This is a genomic window from Haloprofundus halophilus, assembly GCF_003439925.1.
Lineage (GTDB): Archaea > Halobacteriota > Halobacteria > Halobacteriales > Haloferacaceae > Haloprofundus > Haloprofundus halophilus.
The window spans coordinates 949,503-972,734 of the sequence record NZ_QQRR01000001.1; the positions used below are offsets into that span (position 1 = coordinate 949,503).

At 70.1% G+C, this 23,232-nt stretch carries 23 protein-coding genes; 15 read left to right on the forward strand and 8 right to left on the reverse strand.

The genetic code is table 11. The annotated features are described in order from the left end of the window. Positions 1-21: 21 nt before the first annotated feature. The gene (gene nreA, locus DV709_RS04810; RefSeq protein ID WP_117592198.1) at positions 22-1,320 is read left to right on the forward strand and encodes a DNA repair protein NreA; all 1,299 of its coding nucleotides are present in this window, start codon (positions 22-24) and stop codon (positions 1,318-1,320) included. A gap of 25 nt (positions 1,321-1,345) precedes the next feature. Here nreA and DV709_RS04815 read toward each other — a convergent pair whose 3' ends face one another. Both DV709_RS04815 and DV709_RS04820 read right to left on the reverse strand, forming a co-directional pair. Further along, entirely contained in the window at positions 1,346-1,795 is a 450-nt protein-coding gene (locus DV709_RS04815) for a DUF302 domain-containing protein (protein ID WP_117592199.1), read from the reverse strand. Positions 1,796-1,843: 48 nt separating this feature from the next. After that, positions 1,844-2,131, reverse strand: coding sequence for a DUF5789 family protein (locus DV709_RS04820; protein ID WP_117592201.1), 288 nt, complete (start codon positions 2,129-2,131; stop codon positions 1,844-1,846). Positions 2,132-2,403: 272 nt separating this feature from the next. On the opposite strand from DV709_RS04820, the gene DV709_RS04825 reads away from it, so the two are divergent. After that, complete coding sequence (locus DV709_RS04825) at positions 2,404-3,408, forward strand: DUF7139 domain-containing protein (protein WP_117592203.1); 1,005 nt, start codon at positions 2,404-2,406, stop codon at positions 3,406-3,408. Positions 3,409-3,431: 23 nt separating this feature from the next. On the opposite strand, the gene DV709_RS04830 is transcribed toward DV709_RS04825, so the two are convergent. From DV709_RS04830 to DV709_RS04845, 4 genes are read right to left on the reverse strand one after another with little or no spacing between them, the layout of a single operon-like run. Next, positions 3,432-3,923, reverse strand: a complete 492-nt coding sequence (locus tag DV709_RS04830) for a Mut7-C RNAse domain-containing protein (RefSeq protein ID WP_117592204.1) — start codon at positions 3,921-3,923, stop codon at positions 3,432-3,434. Between the two features lie 29 nt (positions 3,924-3,952). Then, a complete protein-coding gene (gene polX / locus DV709_RS04835) occupies positions 3,953-5,701 on the reverse strand; it encodes a DNA polymerase/3'-5' exonuclease PolX (protein WP_117594113.1) in 1,749 nt (582 codons plus the stop codon). 49 nt (positions 5,702-5,750) lie between these two features. Continuing rightward, positions 5,751-6,188 carry a DUF5788 family protein gene (locus DV709_RS04840; protein ID WP_117592206.1) on the reverse strand — a complete coding sequence of 146 codons (438 nt, stop codon included), beginning with the start codon at positions 6,186-6,188 and terminating at the stop codon, positions 5,751-5,753. Next, a complete protein-coding gene (locus tag DV709_RS04845) occupies positions 6,185-6,421 on the reverse strand; it encodes a hypothetical protein (RefSeq protein ID WP_117592208.1) in 237 nt (78 codons plus the stop codon). The genes DV709_RS04840 and DV709_RS04845 overlap by 4 nt, the downstream gene beginning before the upstream one ends. Before the next feature lie 65 nt (positions 6,422-6,486). Between DV709_RS04845 and DV709_RS04850 the strand changes: the two genes are divergently transcribed. After that, on the forward strand, positions 6,487-7,830 hold the full coding sequence (locus DV709_RS04850; protein WP_117592209.1) for an alkaline phosphatase family protein: 1,344 nt from the start codon (positions 6,487-6,489) through the stop codon (positions 7,828-7,830). Between the two features lie 288 nt (positions 7,831-8,118). On the opposite strand, the gene DV709_RS04855 is transcribed toward DV709_RS04850, so the two are convergent. After that, entirely contained in the window at positions 8,119-9,198 is a 1,080-nt protein-coding gene (locus DV709_RS04855; RefSeq protein ID WP_117592211.1) for a tubulin/FtsZ family protein, read from the reverse strand. A 77-nt stretch (positions 9,199-9,275) separates the two neighbouring features. Here DV709_RS04855 and DV709_RS04860 point away from each other — a divergent pair, with 77 nt between their 5' ends. The 12 genes from DV709_RS04860 (at position 9,276) to DV709_RS04915 (ending at position 22,949) form a co-directional block, all read left to right on the forward strand. After that, complete coding sequence (locus DV709_RS04860; RefSeq protein WP_117592213.1) at positions 9,276-9,776, forward strand: DUF7310 family coiled-coil domain-containing protein; 501 nt, start codon at positions 9,276-9,278, stop codon at positions 9,774-9,776. Then, on the forward strand, positions 9,773-10,252 hold the full coding sequence (locus DV709_RS04865) for a DUF7311 family protein (protein WP_117592215.1): 480 nt from the start codon (positions 9,773-9,775) through the stop codon (positions 10,250-10,252). Before DV709_RS04860 ends, DV709_RS04865 begins: the two co-directional genes overlap by 4 nt. Positions 10,253-10,285: 33 nt before the next feature. Continuing rightward, a complete protein-coding gene (locus DV709_RS04870; RefSeq protein WP_117592216.1) occupies positions 10,286-12,256 on the forward strand; it encodes an ATPase, T2SS/T4P/T4SS family in 1,971 nt (656 codons plus the stop codon). Continuing rightward, the gene (locus DV709_RS04875) at positions 12,253-14,067 is read left to right on the forward strand and encodes a type II secretion system F family protein (protein WP_117592218.1); all 1,815 of its coding nucleotides are present in this window, start codon (positions 12,253-12,255) and stop codon (positions 14,065-14,067) included. The genes DV709_RS04870 and DV709_RS04875 overlap by 4 nt, the downstream gene beginning before the upstream one ends. Before the next feature lie 34 nt (positions 14,068-14,101). Next, positions 14,102-14,572 (forward strand): DUF7283 family protein, encoded by a 471-nt coding sequence (locus DV709_RS04880; protein WP_117592219.1) that lies wholly within the window; start codon positions 14,102-14,104, stop codon positions 14,570-14,572. Then, on the forward strand, positions 14,550-14,984 hold the full coding sequence (locus tag DV709_RS04885; RefSeq protein WP_117592221.1) for a DUF7285 family protein: 435 nt from the start codon (positions 14,550-14,552) through the stop codon (positions 14,982-14,984). The genes DV709_RS04880 and DV709_RS04885 overlap by 23 nt, the downstream gene beginning before the upstream one ends. After that, on the forward strand, positions 14,981-15,847 hold the full coding sequence (locus tag DV709_RS04890) for a DUF7284 family protein (protein ID WP_157972643.1): 867 nt from the start codon (positions 14,981-14,983) through the stop codon (positions 15,845-15,847). The genes DV709_RS04885 and DV709_RS04890 overlap by 4 nt, the downstream gene beginning before the upstream one ends. After that, positions 15,844-19,038 carry a DUF7286 family protein gene (locus tag DV709_RS04895; RefSeq protein ID WP_157972644.1) on the forward strand — a complete coding sequence of 1,065 codons (3,195 nt, stop codon included), beginning with the start codon at positions 15,844-15,846 and terminating at the stop codon, positions 19,036-19,038. Before DV709_RS04890 ends, DV709_RS04895 begins: the two co-directional genes overlap by 4 nt. A gap of 66 nt (positions 19,039-19,104) precedes the next feature. After that, positions 19,105-19,539: a DUF5791 family protein gene (locus DV709_RS04900; RefSeq protein ID WP_117592226.1), complete on the forward strand. Its 435-nt coding sequence runs from the start codon at positions 19,105-19,107 to the stop codon at positions 19,537-19,539. Next, entirely contained in the window at positions 19,536-20,462 is a 927-nt protein-coding gene (locus tag DV709_RS04905; RefSeq protein WP_117592228.1) for an SDR family oxidoreductase, read from the forward strand. The genes DV709_RS04900 and DV709_RS04905 overlap by 4 nt, the downstream gene beginning before the upstream one ends. Positions 20,463-20,549: 87 nt before the next feature. Continuing rightward, positions 20,550-21,722, forward strand: coding sequence for a DHH family phosphoesterase (locus DV709_RS04910; protein ID WP_117592230.1), 1,173 nt, complete (start codon positions 20,550-20,552; stop codon positions 21,720-21,722). Between the two features lie 114 nt (positions 21,723-21,836). Continuing rightward, on the forward strand, positions 21,837-22,949 hold the full coding sequence (locus tag DV709_RS04915) for an aldo/keto reductase (protein WP_117592231.1): 1,113 nt from the start codon (positions 21,837-21,839) through the stop codon (positions 22,947-22,949). A 6-nt stretch (positions 22,950-22,955) separates the two neighbouring features. On the opposite strand, the gene DV709_RS17980 is transcribed toward DV709_RS04915, so the two are convergent. Beyond that, a complete protein-coding gene (locus tag DV709_RS17980; RefSeq protein WP_168191239.1) occupies positions 22,956-23,123 on the reverse strand; it encodes an HVO_0758 family zinc finger protein in 168 nt (55 codons plus the stop codon). Between the last annotated feature and the right edge of the window lie 109 nt (positions 23,124-23,232).

The window sequence follows — 23,232 nt, forward strand, 5'->3', positions numbered from 1 at the left end:
GCTGCGCGGCTATCTCGGTTGATGCGGCTCGACGACTACATCGAGTTCGAGGAGAACGAACGCGCCGAGCGACGGCGTCTGGCGATGGAGAAGTCCTACGCCATCGTCGACCACCTCGAATCCTTCCAACACCGGTTCGACGAGCGACTGCAGGGCGACTCGCTGTTCGGGAGCGTCTCGCCCTCCATCTTCGTCGGCCGCGCGAACTACCCGAACGTCTCGACCGGCATCCTCTCTCCCGTCGGCTTCGAAGACGACGCCGCTACCTTCGAGACGAGCGGCGCGTGGTACGACGAGGGCGTCGGCATCGAGGACGTGTTCCAGCGCCGGACGAGTTTGCTCAACTCGAACCAACCGGCGGGGGTGAAGGTGGGCGCAGACGCCAACGTCCACGACGCGTGGGACGGGTTCCTCGGCGTCCAGCGAGAGGTCGCCATCGCCGACCGACCGGTGTCGGTCGAGATCGGCCTCGACGGCGCACCCGACATCGACTTCGACGTCGGCCGCGACGACGTGGCGACGCCGACGGGGCCGCGCGCTCGGGCGCAGTCAGCCGATTTGGCCGAGAACCCGCACGTTCCTCGCCCGGTGAAGAAGACGCTCGAAGACGACGACTGGCAGGCGCAGGGGGCGATGACCTACCTCTACCGCCGCGGCCTCGACGTCTACGACATCAACACGGTGCTCTCGGCGGGCGCGCTCGGCGAGTCCGCGAGTCGTAGACTCGTCCCGACGCGGTGGTCCATCACCGCCGTCGACGACACCGTCGGCCAGTACCTCCGCGGGACTATCCGCGACGCCCCGAGCGTCGACACCGTACAGGTGTGGCGCAACGAGTATCTCGGCAACGCGTTCTGGGTGATTCTCGCGCCCGGTCAGTGGGAGTACGAACTCGTCGAGATGAAGGCACCGGGGAGCATCTGGAACCCCGACCCCGAGTCGGGGATGTGGGTCGCCAGCGACCGCGAGGGGTTCGAGGGCCGAACGGGGTACGTCGACGAGACGGCGGGCGCGTACTACGCCGCCCGACTCGGCGTGCTCGAACACCTCTCGAACGTCGGTCGTCAGGCGAAGGTGCTCGTCCTCCGGCACGTCTCCGACGACTACTGGGGGCCGGTCGGCGTCTGGCAGGTCCGCGAGTCGGTCCGCCACGCCTTCGAGGGCGAACACGGCGAGAGCGAGACGTTCGCCGACGCCGTTCGAGAGGTGGCGAACGTCCTCCCGGTGTCGATGGCGAACCTCCGGCGCAAATCCGCGATGGTCGCCGGCTTACAGACGAACCTCGCCGACTTCGGCGTCGGGAGTTCGGGTGACGACTGACGGGGAGCAAACCGCCCGCTGGTGATTACGCTGTATCGAGGTTCGCGTACGCCTCGTCGACCAACTCGCCGGTCTCGGCGACGATGTCGGCCATCACCTCGTCGTCGGGCGCGATACCCGTTAGGCGGGCGATTCGCATGATACTCACGTGGTACACCGTCTGAACGCCCGGTTCCTCCTGCCAGACGACCACGTTACAGGGGAACAGCGCGCCGATCTTGTTGTCGGATGCGTCGAGCACTCTGTCGGCGACGCTCGGGTTGCACGCGCCGAGCACGTAGTACGGGTCGCGGTCGGCGTCGACCTTCTCGTTGAGCAGTTCCGAGGGCGAAAACTCCGTCGGGACGCCGAACCCCGCGTCGAGGAACACCTCTCGGACGTGTTCGACGGCCTCCTCGTGGTCCATGTGGAGCGTCGCCCGTTTCTCGCCGATGTCTCCGGATTCGAGCGCCGACGGGTCTACTGGTAGCGCCATAGCTCACAGTCGGGTCGCCGACGCAAAAAGCGGGGTGGTCGTCGCCGTTCAGTTCGACGTCTCGACCGGGCCGTCGCCGACGACGGCGTGAATCTCGCGGACGAACGTCTGCCGCGTATCGAAGTACGTCTCGTCGACGCGGTCGAGGACGTCCGAGAGCGTCTGCGGACCGCTCGGCGTCCGAACGACGGCGTCGCCCTCTTTCTGTCGGATGCTGCTCGCCTGTTGCGGCCAGGTCAGTCGGGACGCGACCTGCGCCAGCGGTGCGCCGTCGACCGGCTCGCCGTCGCCGAGTTCGACGACCGGCCCCTCGTCTTCGGCATCGTCGTCAGCCATACCCGCCGGTTTGCCACCGCCGACATTAATCTCTTCGACCCGCCTCCGACGGCGAGTACCGACCCGGCGCGTACCGACGGTCCCTCACGACCGACGGGAGGACTCCGCGACTGGTGCTCGACGCGGGGTTGTGAGTCGCGCGCCGGGGTCTCCGAATCGAGTCGAGCGGGAGGACGCGTGAGGCCGATTCGCGCCCGTTCGCGGCCGTACTCGCGGGGCGTCTGACGCGCGTCTGACGTATCGTTTTGTGGGGGGGTTACGTAGCCGCGCCCATGACGAGTCTCTCGGAGGCGTACAGGGCGGGAACGAAGCACACGAGCCCCCGTCGGCTGTACGCGGGAGTCGGGCTGTTTCTCGCCGGCGCACTGCTCGTCGTTCTCGGTATCCTCACCGCGACGACGAATCTCATCGTCGGTGCCGAGGCTCCCCTCTGGCAGGCGCGGGAGCTCGGTATCACGCTCGGCGGCCTCGGTCTCCCGGCGGTGTTTCTCGGAATCTTCGCCGTCCTCCCCGCCGGCCGTCGAACCCGCTTCGCCGCCGTCGTCGGTGCGCTCGTGACGCTCGCCGGCGTCGCGTTGTTCTGGGAGGCGTACCCCTGTCAGTGGTCCGGCGCGAACTGTCCGAGCGTCCAGGGTCCGGAGCTCACGCTGCCGACGGTCGGGCTGTACTTCCTCGGTAGCGCCACCACCTTCTGGTGTCTGTTCGTCGGCGTGGCGAACTTCAAGACGCGAAACGACCCCGGCGGAACGGTCCGCATGGAGATCACGCGACAGGGCGAGACGAAAATCGTCGAAGTCGAACGCTCGGCGGTGAAAGGACTCGGCGGCGTCGGACTACTCGGTGCGACGCCCGACGGCGAAGTCGAGACGCAGACGAACCAGCCGGCGAGTAGACAGTCGGTGGACACAGTCGACGGCGAGTCGGCGACTCGCACAGGCCGCGAGAACGCCTCCGTCACGGGCGACACCGCCGACTCGGTGCAGTCACCGGGGTGGGACGGCACCGCTAACTCGACCGTCAGCGACGGCGGCGCGGCGGACTCGGACATCTACTCGCCGCTGGACGACCACGTTCCCGGCGACGCCGAGGTGTTGTCGCCGGAGACTCCGAGTCAGCCCCGACAGCCGAAGGGCGACAGCTACTGCGGCAGTTGCGCGCACTTCCAGTACGTTCAGACCGACCAAGGGATGCGGCCGTACTGCCACTACCACTCCGAAGTGATGGACGACATGGCCGCCTGCGAGGAGTGGAGCAGTCGAAGCGAGGGGCACCGCTGAGCGGTTCGAGCCCTTCCGTACTTTTAAACGGCTGACAGCGTCTCCTCGACGGCGTCCCAGTGGCTTCCCTTCCAGAAACACTGTCCGCAGCGTGTGCATCGGAACACCGCGCGCTCGTTCGGGTCCGGCGCGTACTCGGGCGTCTCGTCGTCGCCGTCGACGCGTTCGACCGGGCCGTTGCACCGCCCGCAGCGCGCAGGCCGCTCGCCGGGTGTGAGGTCGAATCCGGCGTCTCGTAGCTCCCGCAACTGGTCGACGACCGCACGTGATTCGAGGAGGACGCCGTCGCTCGCGCGCCGAGCGAGTTGCACGTCGCGCGTGAGGAGACGACGGCCCTCCCTTTCGGCGAGAGCCAGTAGCCGGTCGTCCGCTTCTATCCCCCTGTCGAGCGCGTAGACGGCGTCGTAGCCGCACATCCGGAGGTACACCGCGAGTTTACCGAGCATCACGTCGAGTAACAGCGGTGCGTCCGCCGGGTTCTCGGAGCACTCGTGAGCGGCGGCGTTCTCGGTCATCTCAGTGCATTCTCGTGAGCGGCGTCATCTCAGTGCAGGAACCCGCGGAGGCCAGCGGCGTCGCGGGCGTTGAGCACGTCCGTCGTCTCGGCCCAGCCGCGACGCGCGGTGTGGACACCGTAGCGGACGTTCTCGAACTCGCCGGGGCTGTGCGCGTCGGTGTCGACGGCGATGGTCGCGCCCGCGTCGACGCCCACCTTGACGACTTCGCCCCAGAGGTCGAGTCGCGCGGGGTTCGCGTTGATTTCGAGTGCAGTGCCGTGTTCGGCGGCGGCCGCCGCGAGGCGGTCGAAGTCGAGGTCCAACCCCGCGCGCTGGTTGATGAGCCGTCCGGTCGGGTGACCGAGTACGTCGACGGAGGGGTGTTCGACGGCGGCGACGAGCCGGTCGGTCGCCTCCTCGCGCCCCTGACCGAGCGCGCTGTGCGGCGAGGCGACGACGATGTCGAGTTCGGCCAGTAGGTCGTCGTCGACGGAGATGCCGCCCTCGGCGTCGATGTTCGCCTCAACGCCGTGGAACACCTCGATGTCGGCGTCGGCGCGAACGGCCTCGATTTCGTCCATCTGGTCTCTGAGTTCGTCGTCGGAGAGGCCGACGCCGCCGACCATTCCCGGCCCGGTCGCGTGGTCGGTGACGCAGTGGTACTCGTAGCCGCGCTCGGCCGCGGCAGCGACCATCTCCTCGACGGAGTTGGCACCGTCGGACCAGTCGGTGTGGGTGTGGAGGTCACCGCGAATCTCTCCCTCTTCGAGGAGGTCCGGGAGCGCGCCGCTCTGCGCCGCCTGAATCTCGCCGTTGTCCTCGCGGAGTTCCGGCGGGATGACGGGCAGGTCGAGCGCGTCGTAGATTTCGGCCTCGCTTTCGCCGCCGATTCGTTCGCCGACGCGTTGGCCGGCGTCGGGGTCGTCGACCCCCGAAATGTCGAATATGCCGTACTCGTTTATCTTCAGGCCGCGTTCGATGGCGACGTTCCGGAGTTGGATGTTGTGGTCGCGGCTGCCGGTGAAGTACTGCAGCGCCGACCCGAACTCCTCGGGGACGACCACTCGCAAGTCGACGCGGATGCCGTTCGAGCGGAGGCTCGCCTTGCTCTCGCCGGCCTCGATGACGCCGTCGGCGTTCGACCAGTCGGTGAACGACGAGACGACGGACTCGCTGTCGTCGCTTCCGACGAGCACGTCCACGTCGCCGATGGTGTCGCGCCAGCGGCGAATCGACCCGGCGACCTCCGCGGAGTCGACGGCGTCGTCGCCGCGGAGGTACGCGAGCAGTTCGTCGGCGACGGGTCGGGCGTCGCCGAGCAGTTCGCGCTCCTGCGACTGGCGGGCGAAGGGGATGTTGTCGAGGATGTTCTGCTCGGTTTTCGCGCCGAACCCCTTCACCTCCCGTATCTCGCCGGCTTCGGCGGCGGCTTCCAGTTCGTCGAGCGTCGTGATTTCGAGCGCCTCGTAGAGGTCGCCGACCGTCTTCGGCCCGACGCCCTCGACGCTCGTCAGCGCGACCATGTCGACCGGGAGTTCGGCGCGGAGTTCTTCGAGTTCCTCGATTTCGCCGGTCTCGACGTACTCGACGATTTTGCTGGCGATGGCGTCGCCGACGCCGTCTATCTCCTCGACGGCGTCCTGGCCCTCCCTCGCGAGGTCGGCGACCGACCGGGGGTGGCTCCGGAGGTTCTCGGCGGCGCGGCGGTAGCTCTGCGGTTTGTAGTCGACTCCCTGCGCTTCGAGGTACTGCGCGAACTCCTCGAAGCGGTCGGCGAGTTCGGCGTTGGTGGTCACGCGGACCACCTCGCGGAAACGGGAACGTCGGCGTGTCGGGCGTCCGTGTTCATCGGCTCATCCGCCCCGAGGAGTCGTCGCGGCCGAGCGCCTGCCGGAGGAAGTTCATCCAGCGCTTCTTGTCGGCGGCCTCCTGTAGCTCCGCCTCCTGATTGAGGTCCGTCGGACGGAGCGATTCCAGCGCGTTGAGCGCTCGGTCGATGCCGACGATGCTCTCGACCAGTCGCTTTCCCTCCTCGTAGCTCACCTCGTTGTTCTCTATCCTCTGGAGCCGCTGGAGTCGCTCTCGCCGGAGGTTCTTCTTCGCCCGGTCGACGCGCTCTCTCTCGCCCGACGGGATGGTGTCGCGCCGTTTTATCTCGAAGACGAACTGGCGGAGGTCTATCTCCTCGCCCTGCACGTCGATGCGGTCGGGGATGTCGGCCCCGACCGTCGCGCCATCGCGGTTGACCCGCTCCAGCAACCGTTTTCGCTCGAACTCCTTCATACCTCCAGTTGTAGCGCTCGGCACTTCGCTCCTTCGTCCTCGGGACGTGGTGAGGTGACGGACGCGACGATGGCGGGGACGGAGACGACGATGGCGAGGACGGAGACGACGATGGCGAGGACGGAGACGACGATGGTGGGGACGGAGACGACGATGGCGAGGGCAGAGGCGACGGCGGCGAGGACGGAAGCGACGACTGCGACATCGACTCGTCGACTCGTCGGCACGCCCACGGCGTCGATTTCGAGCGTTGCGACTAAGGGAAGACTCTTTACGCTCTTCGACAGTATCCCGGGGTATGGGTTTGTTCGACCGACTGCGCGGTAACGACAATCCGCGCGTCGCTTTCATCGGTATCGACGGCGTTCCTTTCAGTCTTCTCGACGAGCACCGCGACGAGTTCCCCAACTTCGCGCGTCTGGCCGACGAGGGGACCGCCGGCGCCATCGACAGCATCGTGCCGCCGGAGTCGAGCGCCTGCTGGCCCGCGCTGACGACGGGCGTCAACCCCGGTGAGACGGGCGTCTACGGCTTCCAGGACCGCGAGGTCGGCTCCTACGACACGTACGTCCCGATGGGCCGCGACGTGCAGGCGACCCGCCTGTGGGACCGCGTCAGCGAGGCGGGGATGAACGCGACGGTGATGAACGTTCCCGTCACCTTCCCCCCGCAGCGAAACGTCCAGCGGATGGTCTCCGGCTTTCTCTCCCCCAGCGTCGACAAGGCGTCGCACCCGGACGAGCTCCGAGAGACGCTCGAATCGATGGGCTACCGCATCGACGTGAACGCGAAGCTCGGTCACCAGGAGGACAAGACCGAGTTCGTCGAGGACGCCCACGACACCATCGAGAAGCGGTTCGAGGCGTTCTCGCACTACATCGAGCAGGACGACTGGGACCTCTTCTTCGGCGTTTTCATGACGACCGACCGCCTCAACCACTTCCTGTTCAAGGACTACGAACGCGACGGCCCGAACAAACAGGCGTTCATCGACTTCTACAAGAAAGTCGACGACTACATCGGCCGGATTCGAGAGATGCTCCCCGACGACGTGACGCTCGTCGTCGCCTCCGACCACGGTTTCACCTCGCTGGACTACGAGGTGCACTTCAACACGTGGCTCGAACAGGAGGGGTGGCTCAGCTACGAGGACGACGACCACGCCGAACTCGGCGACATCGCCGACGAGACGACGGCGTACTCGCTCATCCCCGGCCGGTTCTACCTCAACCTCGAAGGCCGCGAACCCCGCGGCAGCGTCCCCGAGGAGGAGTACGAGGAGAAGCGCGCCGAACTCAAAGAGGCGCTCGAGAACCTCGAAGGCCCCGACGGCCGGAAGGTCTGCGACCGCGTCGTCGAGCGCGAGGAGGCGTTCCGCGGCGACCACGAGGACATCGCGCCGGACCTCGTCGCCATCCCCGCTCACGGCTTCGACCTCAAGGCCGGGTTCAAAGGCCACGACGACGTGTTCGGCGTCGGCCCGCGAAACGGGATGCACAGCTTCGACAACGCCTCGCTGTTCGTCGACGACCCCGAGGCGAACATCGGCGAAGCGGACCTGTTCGACATCGCACCGACCATCCTCGACCTGATGGAGATCGAGTACGAGCGCGCGGAACTCGACGGCGCGAGTCTGGTTTAACGGGCGATTCTTTCCGCTCCGTTGTTCGGCGCGCCGCCGAACGGGGCGGTGCTGACGGTTCTCGTTTTGGTGCCGTTGCTAGCGTCGGCGATATCGGTTGCTGGCACGTGGTGGGTGTATCGAGACGCACAAACCCGCGCGGAAACGGACCCCGTTCCGTGGAGTCTCGCCGCGTTTTCGTCCGGCGGGATTGCTGTCGTACTCTACGTGCAGATGCGCGGCGAAAAATCGTCGGCCGAACTGTCCGACTCGGGAGACGGAAGCGGCCGAAACAGTTCGTAACGCCGCTTACAACAACGAGTCGATCTGGTCGTTGTCCCACATCCCGACCGGGTCGGGCTTCCCGTCTTCGGACTCCTGTTGGGCCTGTTTCGCGCGCTCCATGAACTGCTGGAGGCGCTCGGAGCGTTCGACGCCGCCGAGCAGGACGAGCGCCGCGAGTCGGCCGCTCTCCAGCGGGAAGTCGCCGCCGCGGACCTGCAGACTACCGGTCTCCTCTTCGACCCAACTCCGGGCGCGCTCGACGCCCTTCCGCGAGATGGTCTCGGCCTTACCCGCGACGACGACGAGCGCCGAGTCAGCCTCCGTCGCCTCGGGGAGACTCGTCCCCGTGAGAAGCGCCCGACGGACGGTGCTCATGATGGTGTTGATGTTCTCCTCGGCCTCCTCGCTCGCCTCGGAACTGGCGTAGCCGAGCGCCGCGACGCCACCCGAGCGGAGCGTGTTGATGATTTCGGAGGAGTCGACGACCGATTCGCCGACGCCCTCGGTCGCCTCGCCGGAGGCGAGGAGCAACCCGATGCGCTGGGCGATGGCCTGGTTGATGGCGTCGAACCCCTCCTCCATGCTCTCGCCGGAGGAGCGCCACGCGTCGTTGTCGACGAGCAGCACCGAGTCGGCCTCGCGGGCGACGGTCTTCAGCGACCGGCCCGCGTTCACCTGGTACATCGACCCCTCGTCGCGGCCCGGCAGGATGCCGAGACCGTAGACGGGGACGTCGTAGACGCGCTTCAGTTCCTTCACGAGGACGGGCATGCCGCCGCTGCCGGTGCCGCCGCCGAGACCGGCGACGACGAAGATGGCTTCCGCCTCCGCGGTGATGCGGCCGTCGAGTTCGCCCATCACTTCGCGGGCGTCCGACTGCATCACTTCCGCGCCGAGTTCGTTGTCGCCGCCGACGCCGTGGCCCTTCACTCTGTCTTGCCCGACGAGCACCGTGTCGAGCGGGAGGGGTTGGAGGTCCGCTTTCGCGCTATTGACTGCGAGTGCGCCTCGGACTGCGCCGAAGCCCATCCGTGAATCGAACTCGGCCAGCGCCGTGGCGAGCTTGCCGCCGGCTTGGCCTACACCTATCAGGACGGTTTTCATATCTCCTTCTATCAGGGTCTAACCTTCAAACTTCCCCCAGAGACTTATGAGAGAAAACGGGTCCAGAATCACACACGATGAGCGACGAAACCGTGCGCAGAAGCGGCGTTTCGGACCGCGACGACGACGAACTCCGCCTCGGCCGCCTCGAGAAGCGACTCGAGGCGGTCGAGCGGGCGGCGACGGGAACCGACGCCTCGGTCGCGGACCTCTCTTCGGCCGCCGAGTTGGACGCGCGACTCACCACCGTCGAAGAGCAGTTGTCCGAGTTCGACGACCGCCTCGCCGAACTCGACGCGGCGGTTCAGGCGCTCAGAGGCTACGTCGGCGGCGTCAGAGCGGTCAACCGCGCGGTCGAGCGTCGCGCGGACGCGGCCATCGCGGCCGTCGAATCGCTGGAGCGCGACCGACCGAACGGAGACGCCGTCGACGAGATTCTCGATGGAATCGAGGACGAGAACGAGAGCGCGTCGCCCGAACCGACCGGCGCTCCGGACTGCGACGCCGACGGTGCTGGTGACGAGACCGAGACCGGAGGCGCGAGCGGACTCGCCGCCCGCCTCCGAGAGACGTGGTGACGCGGTTCGTCGTGAGCGTCGCGCTCGCGGTCGCCCTCGTCGCCGCGTCGCTCCCCGCCGTCGAGAACGCCCGCGCGGACCGAACGACGAGCCACCTGGACGCCGAACTCACGCGCGTCGGCGACGCCGCTCGGGGTCTCATCGAGACGGAGGACGCCGTCGGCGACGCATCGCTGGCCGCCCGCCGCGTCGTCACTGTCTCGGTTCCCGAGCGGTCGCTGACTGCCGCATCCGTCGATTACGTCGAACTGGACGGCGGAGACGGCCCGACCGGCGCTTCGTTCGGTTATCGGCTCGCGGGCCGCGAGGAGACGACCTACCACCTCGCGGGCGTCCCCCTCTCGACGCCGTCCGGACCGGTGCGACTCTCGGACACGGGCACGCACCGACTCGCCCTCTCGCTCGTCGAGCGCGGTCGAGAACCGGTCGTGACGCTACGGCGTCTCGAAGCCGACGACGCCGGAGAACCGAACTGAAGTTCAAGTACGGTGAGGCGGCCACCCCGTCGCATGCGACTGCTCTCGCGGTTCGGCGTCACGGACGAACCGACGGACGAAGCGGAGGAGACGGACTGTCGCTGCGACCCGTCGTTCGTCGAACCGAGCGGTACGGGCGTGGGTCGGCGGGTCGAACTCGTCGTCGACGCCGACGACTGTCCCGGCGGCGGCGACCTGGTCGCCGACCCCGCCTGTCGAGCGACCGTCGTCGACGCACTCGCAGCGCGCGAGGCCGACGTCGTTCGCACCCGCTCCCGCGGCTACGAGCGGAGATACGACGGCGACGCGGCGGCGCTGCTGCTCGCCGCCGGGCGGTTCGTCGAGCGGGCGACCGTCCACGACCCGGCGCTCGCCGACCGGGCGCGGCGCGACCCGCTCGGTGCGGCGCGGCGGGCGACCGGGCGCGCCGGTCCGGTGAGGCGAATCGCCGCCGAAACCGGTCTCTCGGAGGGGGCGGCCCGCGCATCGGGGTACGAAGACGCGCTCCGGCCGTTCGTCGGGCCGACGCTCATGCGCTCGCGCGTCGCCCTCCGACCGCCGCCGAACGCGACGCTCGTCGACCGCTGGTCGCTCGACGACGACACGACCGTCCGGCGGTACGACCGTGAAGGGGGTCGAGATTGGTACCACCTCGACCCCGCGTTCACCGAACTCGACCGGTCGGCCGCCGCGATACTTGCCGAGGCGCGGAGTATGCTGGCGGACGGTGTCGGCGGTGCGAGCGACCGGGCACCCGGCCGGGCGGTTCGTGCCGTCGTCGCCGAGCACCGAGACGGCGGAGGCGGCAGCGACGCCGGTGACAACAACGAGAGCGGCGACGGAACCGACGACCTCCCGGTGGAGCGGCTCTCGTCGCTCTTGGCGAAGCACACCCGCGGACACGGCGTCCTCGACGACCTGTTCTCCGACTCTCGGGTCTCGGACGTGTTCGTGACCGCGCCCGTCGAGTCGAACCCGGTCCGGGTCGTCGTCGACGGCGACCGCCTCGACACGAACGTTCGGCTGACCCGGTCGGGCGCGGCGGCGCTGGCCTCGCGGTTTCGGCGGACGAGCGGCCGACCGTTCTCGAAGGCGCACCCGACGCTGGACGCGGTAGTCGACGCCGACGGCGGCCGAATCCGCGTCGCCGGCGTCTCGAATCCGGCGAGCGACGGTCTCGCGTTCGCGTTCCGCCGGCACGACGACGCGCCGCTGACGCTCCCGGCGCTCGTCGCTAACGATACTCTCTCGGCCGACGCCGCCGCGCTGCTCTCGCTCTCGGTCGAACGCGGAGCCGCCGGTCTCGTCGCCGGCACCCGCGGGGCGGGGAAGACGACGCTGCTCGGAGCCCTGCTGTGGGAACTGCCGACGGCGACGCGAACGGTCGTCGTCGAGGACACGCCGGAGCTCCCGGTCGACGCGCTCCAGCGCCACGGCCGCGACATCCAGTCGCTCTACGTCGACGCGGGTGACGAAGCGACGCTCACGCCGACTGGCGGCGTCCGGACCGCACTCCGGCTCGGCGAGGGGGCGCTCGTCGTCGGCGAGGTGCGCGGCGAGGAGGCCGCCGCCCTGTACGAAGCGATGCGCGTCGGGGCGAGCGGGAGCGCCGTCCTCGGGACGATTCACGGCGACGGCGGCGCGGCGGTCAGAGAGCGGGTCGTCTCGGACCTCGGGGTCCCCGAATCCTCCTTTGCGGCGACTGACCTCGTCGTGACGCTCTCGCCGAGCGGCGGGCGGCACGTCGCTCGAATCGAGGAACTCCGCGTCACCGACGCGGGCGTCCGGTTCGTGACGCTGTTCGAGTACGCCGACGGCGCAGTTCGCTCGACGGGCGTCGTCGAGCGAGGCAACAGCGCGCTCGTGGACGCGCTCGCCGGACCGGACGAGCGGTACGCCGACGTTCGAGAGGCGCTCGGGACGCGTCGGCAGTCGCTCCGAACGCTCGCCGACGGTGACCGAACCCGGCCGACGGACGTCGTTGCGGCGTACGGGCATCGATGAGCGTCGAGAACCGCGTTTCGACGGCGGCCGACGTCGTCCAGACGCTCGCCCGAGTGGCACCCGTCGACGTCGACGCCAGTCGGTCGCTCGACGACGCGCTGCGCTATCTCGACGCGCCGGTGTCGGGCGAGACGGTCGTCCGCGGCGGCTACGGAGCCGCCGTCGTCGTCGCGTTCTGTTCGTTCCCCGTCGTCGCACTCCTGGCGTCCCCGCTCGTCGCCGTCGCCGCCGCGTTCGGTGGCGGTCTCGCCGCCGCCCACGTCGTCCACCGTGCACCGGTGCTCCTCGCGCGTACGCGGCGGGCGGGAGCGCTCGGCGACGCCGCCGGCGTCGTCAATCGGGCCGCACTCCGGCTTCGGCTGGACCCGACCGCCGAGCGGGCGGCGGTGTTCGCGGCGCGGACCGGTCGAGGCCCGCTCGCGGCGAGCCTCGCGGCGCACGTCCGCCGCGCCCGCGGGACGCCGCAGTCGGGACTGGCGGCGTTCGGCGACGAGTGGGCCAACCGCCTCCCGGCGCTCGGACGGGCCACGACGTTGGTTCTCGCGAGCGCGGCGGCGACGCCGGGCGAACGCGAGCGCGGACTCGAACGTGCGCTCAACACCGTCCTCGACGGAACGCGCGACCGGCTCGCACGCTTCGCCGACGACGTGCGCGCGCCGCTGTCCGGCCTGTATGCCTTCGGCGTCCTGCTCCCGTTGGCGCTCGTCGGCGTGCTCCCCGCGGCGTCGAGTGCCGGCGTTCCCGTCGGCACGTTGACGCTGGTCGTCGTTTACGACGTTTTTCTCCCGTTGGCACTTCTCTCTGCGGTTGCGTGGCTCGTCAGCCGTCGACCCGTCGCCTTCTCGCCGCCCCGAGTCGGCTTCGACCACCCCGATGTCGCGGTCGCCCGCCGGGGGTACCTCGTCGTCGCGGCGGTCGCACTCGCGGGAGTCGGCGTGAGCGTGGCAGTCGTCGGGCCGTGGAGCGCGCCGCTGGTCGCCGTCGGCGGCCTCGTCGGCGGATCGCTCGTCGTCCGCTACCGACCGGCCAGACGGGTTCACACGCGCGTTCGACGCGTCGAATCGGGACTCGACGACGCGCTGTATCTCGTCGGTCGCCACGTCGTCGAAGGCGTCGCCGTCGAGCGTGCGCTGGAGCGAGTCGCCGACGAACTCGACGGCGCGACCGGCGAGATGCTGGCCGACGCGGTGACGACCCAGCGGGCGCTCCGCGTCGACGTCCGCGACGCCTTCCTCGGCGACGACGGCGCGCTGGCCTCGGTACCGAGTCCGCGCGCGAGAAGCGCGGCCGAACTACTGGCGCTGGCGGCGACGGAAGGCGAACCGGCGGGGGCGGCGCTCGTCGCGACGGCGGAGCAGCTGAGTCGTCTCCGGCGTCTCGAACGCGAGGCCCGCCGCCAGTTGTCCGAGCTCACCGAGACGCTACAGAACACCGGCGCGCTGTTCGGCCCGCTCGTCGGCGGGGCGACGGTGGCGTTGGTCGAACGGTTGGGCGGTGTGTCGTCGTCGCCGTCGTCGGAGGCGTCGCGGGCGGCGTCCCCGCTCGGGACGGGAGCGATGGACGCCGCGAACACCGCCGCCGAATCGGCGTCCGTAGCAGGTTCGTCGCTGGGAGGACACCCGGAAACCGCGGCGTTCGGCCTCGCCGTCGGCGTGTACGTGCTTCTCTCGGCGGTGCTTCTGACCGCCCTGGCGACTGCTATCGAGCACGGACTGGACCGCGTGCTGCTCGGCTACCGAATCGGACTCGCGCTGCTCGCGGCGACGACGACGTACCTCGCGGCGTTCGTCGCCGCGAACCTCCTCGTGTGAGAGTTTAAACCGGGGGAGGCGGCCAACCCGCCCCATGTTCGACGCACCTGTCGATACGTGGTACACGTGGCTCGGGCTCGCTCTCGCGTGCGTTGCGATGGTGGGGACCGCGCTGTCGTTCCCGACCGCGGCGGCGCCCGACGCGGCGGGCGTCGCCGACACCGTCGACGCCGTCGCCGCCAGCGAGTACGCGACGACGGCCGAACACCCGCTGGACGCGGCGGCGATTCGAGTCGGCCCGCACCGCGTGAGCCTCAGAAACGACGGCGGAACGACGCACGCGGCGTTCGCGTTCGGCCCCGTGACGCCCGTTCGGCCGGGTTCACGGCTCGAAACCGTGCTCTACGGCGGCGCGCCCGAGGAGGTTTTCGACAGTCGGCGGGCGTTCGTACAGGCGCTCGTGGAGGCACGGACCGCGGAGCCGACGTGGCGAACCGTCGACCGGACGCTCGTCGTGCGCGGAGTCGAGTGGGGGGAGAGAGATGTTACGCTCGTCGGCGCGTGACGGAAACGGGGCGGGTCGTGCGCAGACGGACCCGACGACGGCGCTCGTCGCCGTCTTCGCTGTCGTCGTCTCGCTCTCGCTGTACGCCGTCGTCTTCGACGGGGCGAGACCGTCGGAGGCGCGTGCGCTCGCCGACCCGACGCTCGAACGCGTCACGAGCGAACTGACCGAAGACGCCGTCGTCGACCCGGCAGCGCTCGACGGGACCCGCGGCGCCGCGCCGGACGGCTACTCGCTGAACGTCTCGCTCGCCGTCGGCGAACGCCGGTGGACCGTCGGACCGCCGGTCCCGACGGAGTGGGCGCGGGCGGCCCGCCGGCCCGGTTTCGACGAAGCGGCCCGTCGACCGAGCGTTCGTCTCCGGCCGGGAGTCGTCCGGCCGGGTCGCCTCCGGGTGGCGGTGTGGCGATGACGAGCAGCGTCCTCGACGCGGCGCTCTGTCTGCTCCTCGTCAGCGCCGCGGCGGTGACGCTCGTGGACGTGCCGTCGAGTCACGGGTCCTCCGACGCCGGCGCGTCACGGACGGTGAAGACGCTCTCGACGAGCACCGCCGAAGTCGAATACAGCCTCGCGACCGGCGCGCGCCGTGCGGACGACCCCGAACGATTTCCCGCGACCGACGGCCCAGCGTTCGACCGGCACGCCCACGGCACGCTCGCGCAGTTACTGGCCGAGTCGACGCTGGCGACGCCGGCGGTCGGCGGTGAGCGCCCGACGCACGCGGGTACCGACTTCCGCCGGCGCGTTCGCGCGGCCGTCGGTCGGTCGCTGCCGCCGCGGACGCACGTCGTCGCGGAGTGGCGACCGCACCCCGGTTCGAGTATCGCCGGGACGGCGACTGTCGGCGAGAGACCCCCGCCGTCGGCCGACGTTCACGTCGCGGTGCTCTCGGTGCCGACGGGGACGGAGGTCGACGACGACGCGGCCGCCCGGCGCGCGATGGACGACGGGTTCGCCGGCGTCGCAACGGTCGTGAGCGAGCGCCTCGTCAGAACGTGGTTCCCGCCGAGACGGACTCGTCTGGCGCTCGACGACGACTACCCTACGTCGGCGCTCGTCAGGTATCGCTACCGACGGACGGCCGAACTCGCGGGGGCGACGCTGCCGCCGACGCTGAACCGCTCGACGGTTCCGGCGGCGAACGCGCGACTCGTCTCGGCGCTGGAGCCGCGCGTCGAAGCGGACCTTCGGGAGCGGTTCGACTCGCCGGCGGCGGCCGCCGTGTCGCTCTCTGGCGGGGCGGTCCGCATCACCGTTCAGCGGTGGTCGGCGTGAGCGACGGCGCGGGTGGCGGCCCGAACGCCGCCGACTTTCTCGACGGCGAACGCGGGCGCGTCCCGTTCGCGCTCGTCGGCGTGTTGCTGCTCGTGACGAGTTCGACGTTCGCCGCGACGCTCGGCGGCCCCGCCGCGACGCGCGACGACGACGTCGAGACGGCGATGGAACGGGTCGACGCGGAGTCGGTCACCGCGCTCCGCGTCGCCGCCGACGAGGCCGCCGTCGACGCGGCGGCGACCCCCGTGACGGCCCGGGCGGAGACGCCGGCCGGGAAGGTGCTCAACGAGTCGTCGCCGTTCGTCGACTCGCTGCGCGTTCGCCTCTACCTCGCGGCGCGGGAGCGTTTCGAGCGGACGAGCTACCGCCGAAACGACGTGAGAGCTGCCGTGTCGATTCCGGCGGTTCGGAACATCTCGGACCTCCGGCGGGCCAAGCGCGCGGTCACCGTCGAGCGCGTCGACGAGGGGTCGGCCATGCGCGTCACGCTCGAGAACGTGACGCGAACGGCGACGCGCGACGGCCGAGTCGTCGCCGCGCGGACCGACTCGCTGACCGTGACCGTGGCCAATCCGGTACTGCTCGCACACGACAGAACGGCAGCGTTCGAGACCCGACTCGGGCGTCCGGCGCTCGCCGGGCCGGGACTGGACCGTCGACTGACCGCGCGGCTGTATCCGGTCGCGTGGGCGCGAGGATACGCGCAGAACCGCGGCGCGCCCATCGAGAACGTCGTCTCGAACCGTCACGTCGGGCTGTCGACGAACACCGGCGTCGTCGCCGTGCAGCGGGCGTCGTTCGGTCGGAGCGACCCGGCGGCCCGACGCGGCGTCGAGCGGGCGACGATGCGCGTCGGCGCGGCCGACCTGCTGGAGCCGGCTCCGTCCGAAGCCGGCCGCATCGCGGAGGCGGTGCTCGCTCCGCCAAACGACCCGACTGCGCCGGAGGCAAACGCTCCAGTGCCGACGGCGGCGTCCGGAGAGGAACGGTCGCTCACCGTCGGCGTCAACCGGACCGCCGACGCCGCGTTCGTCTCGTTTCTCGACGGCGAACCGACGGCGGACGGCGAACCGACGGCGGACGGCGAACCGACGGTCGACGGCGAACCGAACCAGCGGTCGTTGACCGAGACGCTGGCGGCCGCGTACCGCGTCGACGCACACCGCTCGACGCGGGTCGTACAGACGCGCGAGGGGACGCCGAAACGCCCCGCCGCGCCCGGTCGAAACTGGAGTCGGGTGGGTGTCGAGACGCGGACTCGTCTCTCGGTGTCCGACGGCGACGGTCCGGTGCCCGAGACGACCGGTACGCGCACCGAGACGGCGACTCGACGTGTCGTCGAGCGTCACGTTCGCACCGCAACGTGGCGACGGGGCAACGGGACTCGGACGACGCGGGCGACGTGGACCGACCGCTACCGCGTCGGCATCGCGCTCGGCGTCGAACGCCGGTCGCTCGACGGCGTTCCCACCCGGCCGGTTACCCCCGAGTTCGAACGCGGCGGCGCGCTCGACGGGCCGAACCTCGACGACGTGCCCGAGCGCGCGTGGTCGAAAACGGTCGAACGCCGCGGCGGCGTCGACGCCGTGTCTCGCCGCGCTGTCGAGAACGCTCGGTCGAGCGGAGCGACGGAGACGAGAACAGCGACGCTCACCGGTCAGCGTCCCGAGCGACTCGAGCCGTGGGTGTACGACGACCTGTCGGCGTTCAGAGAGCGCCTTCGAGGCGTGAGCCTGGAACTCGACGCGACGCGCGTCGCAACCGGCGAGGCGAACCCACCCGCGGAACTGGCCGCCGAACTCCGGTCCCGTCGGTCGGAACTGCTCGACGCTCCCGAGACGTACGACGGCGCGGCCGACCGAGCGCGCGTCGCCGCGCGGGCGGCGTATCTCGAACGCGTGTTACTCAACCTCGACGCGCGGGCCGACCGGACCGCAGCGCGAAACGACCGACTGGGCGAGACGCTGGCCGGTCGCGGAGCGACGGCGTCGTCGTCGTCCGAACTCGGTCGGCTCGTCGAAACCGCCGAGCGGTCGGTAGTCGCCGAACCGCGGACGTTCGGCGACGAGGCACCGGCGAGCGGCGTCGCACTCTACCCCGACGGGTCGCCGGCGTACCTCACGCTGGCTACCGTCGAACGAGCGCACGCGCCGACGATTCCGGCGAACGCGAGCTATCGGCCGTTGACCGCGCGGAACACGAATCTCGTGACGGCACCGTACGGCGACGTCGCCGACAGCGTCGTCGACGGAGCGATAGACCGGTCGAAGCGGGTGAGTCTCCGAACGGGCGGGCGAGTGCTCGTGGTGGCGAACCGGACCGCCGCCGCGACCGGAAACGCGACGCTCGACGAGCGGCGGCGTCGGCTCGGAACCGAAGTCGCCGCCGGCGTCGACGTGACCGAGGGCGCAGCGCGGACGACTCTTAGAGAGGAGACGTCGCTCACGGCGGCGGAGCGCCGTCTCGCCGTCGACTGGGGGTTCGGCCGGTGGGACGGTCACGGGCGGCGAGCGCTCGCTGCCGTCAACGGCTCCGCGGCGACGGCCATCGCCGAGCGAGTCGGAGCGCGGCGAGGCTGGCACGACCGACGGACCGACCGTCTCGAACTCCGGCTCCGGTCGTCGATGCTCGACGCCGCCCGCAGCGACGCCGCGCAGGTACGGCGGCGACCCACGGAGCGCACGTCGGCGGCGACGCAGTGGCTCGCTCGCCGCGCGAAGAAGGCGCTCGAAGCCGAACTGCGGGACGGGAGCGAGCGAGCCAAAGACCGCCTCGAAGAGCGGGTCGGCGAGCGACTCGAAGATACGAAGTGGGCCGACGAGGCGCTCGTCGGCGTACCATCCGGACTGCCGGTCGCGCCCGTACCGGGCTACTGGTACGCGACCGTCAACGTCTGGACCGTCGAGGTTCGCGGCGAGTACGCGCAGTTCGTCGTCACCGCGCGCCGCGGCCCGGCCGGGTCGAGCGACCTCCGGTACGTCCGCGACGGCGGCGCGGTGACGCTCGACGTCGACGACGACGGGGACGCCGAGCGCTTGGGTCGGAGCGAGCGCATCTCGTTCGAGGCGAAGACGACCGTCGTCGTGGCCGTTCCCCCGACACCGCCGGGCGTCGGCGACGTCGACGGTGACGCCGACGAGCGCTCCGGCGGGTGGCCGGAGCCCGGCTGTACGCCGGAACGGCGGTGTTGAGTCGCCCCCGGAGGGTCCTGCGCCCGGAGTGACAACCGTTTTGCCCGACGCCGGGCGACTCCCTGTATGCTCTACGACGCTGCGGAGAACCCCGGGTCGTTGACGCCGGACGAGTTGCGTGCCGCCTACGACTCGCAGTTGGCTGCCGTCGTCGACGCGGTCGGCGTCGAAGCCGTCGCCGCCGAGTCGGGCGTCGACCACGACCGAGTGGCCGCCCTGACGGACGGCGACTCGCCCGACCTCACGCTCGAAGAGGCCGCCGGTATCCTCGCCGCGGGCGACGGTTACCCCGACCGGGAGGCTATCGTGCTCGAACTGCGAGACCACCTCCTGATGGGGATGACCACGGGCGTCCTCGACGTGGACACTATCGCTTCGGACATCGACGCCGACCTCACCGGCCAGGAGGTCCAGCAGGCGCTCGAAGGTCGCATCCCGTTCTCGCTCGACGAACTCTCGGCCGTGCACCAGTTCATCGCCGAGCGGAACGACCGCCGATGAGCGCCGAGAGCAGCGACGGAGCGAGCAAGCGCGTCGTCGTCCTCGGCTGTGGCTACGTCGGCCTCGAACTCGGTCGTCAGTTGACCGCGACGGGCCACGACGTCGTCGGCGTCAGGCGTTCCGACGCCGGGCTGGAAGCCATCGAATCGGCGGGGTTCGAGGCGGTGCGTGCGGACGTGACCGACGCGTCGTCGCTCGCCTCGGTGCCGGACGCCGACTGGCTCGTCTTCGCGGCGAGTTCCGGCGGGCGCGACGCGGAGGCGGCGCAGCGAGTGTTCGTCGACGGACAGCGGACGGCGCTCTCGGCGTTCTTCGGGCGCGACGACCCGCCCGAACGCTACGTGTACACGTCGAGCACCGGCGTCTACGGCGACCACGACGGCGACTGGGTCGACGAGGGGACCGAGATTCGGCCGACGACGGAGAAGACGCGAGTGCTCGCGGAAGCCGAACGAGTCGCCCGCGCGACGCCGCGCGAGTACGGGGTCGAGGGCACCGTCGCCCGCTTCGCGGGGCTGTACGGTCCCGACCGCTACCGACTCGAGCGGTATCTGGAGGGACCGGTGACGGAAGGGTATCTGAACATGGTCCACCGCGACGACGCCGCCGGGGCCATCGCGTACCTGCTGGAGACCGGCCAGGGACGCGACGAGGTGGTGTTGGTCGTCGACGACGAACCGGCCGAGAAGTGGGCGTTCGCCGACTGGCTGGCCGACGAGTGCGGCGTCGACTGGCCGCCGAAACGGACGAAACAGGAGCGTCTCGACGCGGGCGACCTCTCCGAGGCGGCGCGGCGACGGATTCTCACGAGCAAGCGCTGTTCGAACGCGCGACTCCGCGAACTCGGGTACGAACTCGAGTTCCCCGACTACCGTTCGGGGTACGCGGCCGCGGTCGAACGGTATCGCGAGCGCACGCGCTGAACTCCGCGAATCCGCCTTCCCGTCTACCGAAACTCGCACGAATATATTTGGGGAACCTTCTTACTGGTCGCGTTTGACAGACGGAGTATGCCGAGTAGGGCCGCCGCGACGGACGCGCTCACCGACGCGGAGGTGTTCGTCCGCGACAACCCCGAGATCGCGACGGTTCTGGCTGTCGGTCTCGTCGCGCTGTTCGGCGTCAGCTACGCGCTCCGCTGGTTCCGCCGCCCGATGGGCGTTCAGTTCAAGCGGGCGCTCGCGGATTTGGACGAAATCGCGGTGTTGATGCACCCGAACCCGGACCCCGACGCCATGGCGGCGGCCATCGGCGTCGCTTGCCTCGCCGGTCAGGTCGACACGCAGGCGCGCATCCAGTTCACCGGACAGATACGCCACCAGGAGAACCGCGCCTTCCGAACGGTTCTGGATTTGGACCTCGAACAGATAGACCACGTCTCCGAGATCGCCGCCGAGAACGTCGTCCTCGTCGACCACAACACCCCGCGCGGGTTCGCGGGGGCCGAGAGCGTGCTCCCGTTCGCCGTCGTCGACCACCACCCCGGCGACGGCGCGGGCGAGGAGTTCACCGACGTGCGGACGAACTACGGCGCGAGCGCCAGCATCGTCGCCGAGTACTTCCGCGACATCGGCGCGAAACCCGTCCCGCCGGACCAACACGCCAGCGAGATAAACGCCCGCTACACCATGCCCTCGGAGGTCGCAACCGGCCTGCTGTACGGCATTCTGGCGGACACGAAGCGACTGACTTCGGGCTGCGTCGCCGCCGACTTCACCGCCAGCGGCTACCTCTACCCCGGCGTCGACGAGGACCTCCTGGACCGCATCGCCAACCCGCAGGTCGGCGCGGAGGTGCTCGAAGTGAAGGCCCGCGCCATCGCGGGTCGGAAGGTGAAGGGCTCGTTCGCCGTCAGCGACGTGGGTCCCGTCTCGAACGTCGACTCCATCCCGCAGGCGGCGGACGAGCTAATGCACCTCGAAGGCGTGACGGCCGTCGTCGTCTGCGGCGAGCGCGACGGCACGGTGTACCTCTCGGGTCGCTCCCGCGACGACCGGGTCCACATGGGCCGGGCGCTCGAAGCCGCCGTCTCCGACATCCCGAGCGCGTCGGCGGGCGGACACGCCCGCATGGGCGGCGGCCAGATTCCGCAGGTCGACCCGGCCGGCGGCGACGTGCCGAGCCCCGTACCCAGAAACGGGCTGGTCGAGCGCCTGTTCCAGACGCTCACCGGCGACGTGTGAGCGCTGGCACGCCACCGACGCCGCCGGCGACGTGCTCGCCGCGCCACCGACGACGTGCTCGCCGCGCCACCGGCGACGTGTAACGCTTTTTCACCGGCCGCTCGTATCGAACCCATGGCAACCGCGAGCGGCACGTGGGGGTATCGGGACCGCTTCGGCGACAGCTTCGGTCGCACCTATTTCCGCCGGTTCGGCCCCGGCGTGGTGTCGAGCATCGGCGTCGGGACGTACCTCGGTGACCCGACCGACGCCGTCGACGACGGCTACCGAGAGGCGCTCGTCGAGGCGTTCGAGAGCGGCGTCAACCTCGTCGACACCGCGATAAACTACCGCTGTCAGCGGAGCGAGCACGTGGTGGGCCGCGCGCTCGACGAGGCCGACATCGACAGAGACGAGGTGGTCGTCGCCACGAAAGGCGGCTTCCTCCCGTTCGACGGCGAGCGGCCGAGCGACCCGAGCGCGTACGTCCGCGAGCGGTTCGTCGAGACGGGCCTCGTCGACATCGACGAACTCGCGCGCGGCAGCCACTGCATCGCCCCCGACTTCCTGGACGCGATGCTCGACCGGTCGCTCTCGAATCTCGGCCTCGACAGCGTCGACTGCTACTACGTCCACAACCCGGAGACGCAGTTGAGCGTCCGCGACGCCGACGCGGTTTACGACCGACTCGAAGCCGCGTTCGCGAGACTCGAAGAGCGCCGGACGGCGGGCGACATCGGCGGCTACGGCGTCGCGACGTGGGAGGCGTTCCGCGTGCCGCCGGAGCATCCGAACCACCTGTCGCTCCCGGAGGTGGTGTCGCGGGCCGACCGCGCCGCCGACGCCGCCGGCAACGACCAGTCGGGACTGCTCGCGCTCCAGATGCCGTTCAACGTGGAGATGGCCGACGCGTTCACCGCGAAAGTTCACGAACGCAGCGACGACGGTGACGGTGGCGACGGCGGCGAACGGGTGAGCGCGCTGGAGTTCGCCCACGACGCCGGACTCTCGGTGTTCGCGAGCGCGAGTCTCAAACAGGGCGAACTCGTCGCCGGACTCCCGGACGCCGTCGCCGCCGAGTTGGAGGGCGACTCGACGACGCAACGGGCGCTCAACTTCGCGCGGAGCGCGCCCGCGGTGACGGCGGCGCTCGTCGGGACGAGTCGTCGAGAGCACGTCGCCGAGAACGTCGCCGCCGGGACGTTCGACCCGCTGGGCGCGAAGGCGTTCGACGCCGTCTTCGACTGACGGGTGCTACAGTTCCTTCCACTCGCGGCCGCAGTCGGGACAGGTCCGGACCGAGAACACCTCGTCGGGGTCGTTGCGCTTCTTCAACGTCTCCTCGCACTCCTCGCACGCGAGACGCCCGTACGTGTCTTTGCCGAGTTCTCCCGCGCGCAGACCCTTCCGGGTGGAATCCATGGCCCGCCCTTGGCGCTCACACCACAAAAATACCCCGGCGAAAATAGTTGCAAATAGCGAGTGTGTTCGCAGCCTCCCTCTCTTGGAGCTGCGGAGTGCGCCTCGAGAC

Coding starts and splice junctions, on each gene's coding strand:
- nreA (WP_117592198.1), top strand. CDS start 22: ATGCGGCTCGACGACTACATCGAGTTCGAGGAGAACGAACGCGCCGAG.
- DV709_RS04815 (WP_117592199.1), bottom strand. CDS start 1,795: ATGGCGCTACCAGTAGACCCGTCGGCGCTCGAATCCGGAGACATCGGC.
- DV709_RS04820 (WP_117592201.1), bottom strand. CDS start 2,131: ATGGCTGACGACGATGCCGAAGACGAGGGGCCGGTCGTCGAACTCGGC.
- DV709_RS04825 (WP_117592203.1), top strand. CDS start 2,404: ATGACGAGTCTCTCGGAGGCGTACAGGGCGGGAACGAAGCACACGAGC.
- DV709_RS04830 (WP_117592204.1), bottom strand. CDS start 3,923: ATGACCGAGAACGCCGCCGCTCACGAGTGCTCCGAGAACCCGGCGGAC.
- DV709_RS04840 (WP_117592206.1), bottom strand. CDS start 6,188: ATGAAGGAGTTCGAGCGAAAACGGTTGCTGGAGCGGGTCAACCGCGAT.
- DV709_RS04850 (WP_117592209.1), top strand. CDS start 6,487: ATGGGTTTGTTCGACCGACTGCGCGGTAACGACAATCCGCGCGTCGCT.
- DV709_RS04855 (WP_117592211.1), bottom strand. CDS start 9,198: ATGAAAACCGTCCTGATAGGTGTAGGCCAAGCCGGCGGCAAGCTCGCC.
- DV709_RS04860 (WP_117592213.1), top strand. CDS start 9,276: ATGAGCGACGAAACCGTGCGCAGAAGCGGCGTTTCGGACCGCGACGAC.
- DV709_RS04870 (WP_117592216.1), top strand. CDS start 10,286: ATGCGACTGCTCTCGCGGTTCGGCGTCACGGACGAACCGACGGACGAA.
- DV709_RS04875 (WP_117592218.1), top strand. CDS start 12,253: ATGAGCGTCGAGAACCGCGTTTCGACGGCGGCCGACGTCGTCCAGACG.
- DV709_RS04880 (WP_117592219.1), top strand. CDS start 14,102: ATGTTCGACGCACCTGTCGATACGTGGTACACGTGGCTCGGGCTCGCT.
- DV709_RS04885 (WP_117592221.1), top strand. CDS start 14,550: ATGTTACGCTCGTCGGCGCGTGACGGAAACGGGGCGGGTCGTGCGCAG.
- DV709_RS04890 (WP_157972643.1), top strand. CDS start 14,981: ATGACGAGCAGCGTCCTCGACGCGGCGCTCTGTCTGCTCCTCGTCAGC.
- DV709_RS04900 (WP_117592226.1), top strand. CDS start 19,105: ATGCTCTACGACGCTGCGGAGAACCCCGGGTCGTTGACGCCGGACGAG.
- DV709_RS04905 (WP_117592228.1), top strand. CDS start 19,536: ATGAGCGCCGAGAGCAGCGACGGAGCGAGCAAGCGCGTCGTCGTCCTC.
- DV709_RS04910 (WP_117592230.1), top strand. CDS start 20,550: ATGCCGAGTAGGGCCGCCGCGACGGACGCGCTCACCGACGCGGAGGTG.
- DV709_RS04915 (WP_117592231.1), top strand. CDS start 21,837: ATGGCAACCGCGAGCGGCACGTGGGGGTATCGGGACCGCTTCGGCGAC.
- DV709_RS17980 (WP_168191239.1), bottom strand. CDS start 23,123: ATGGATTCCACCCGGAAGGGTCTGCGCGCGGGAGAACTCGGCAAAGAC.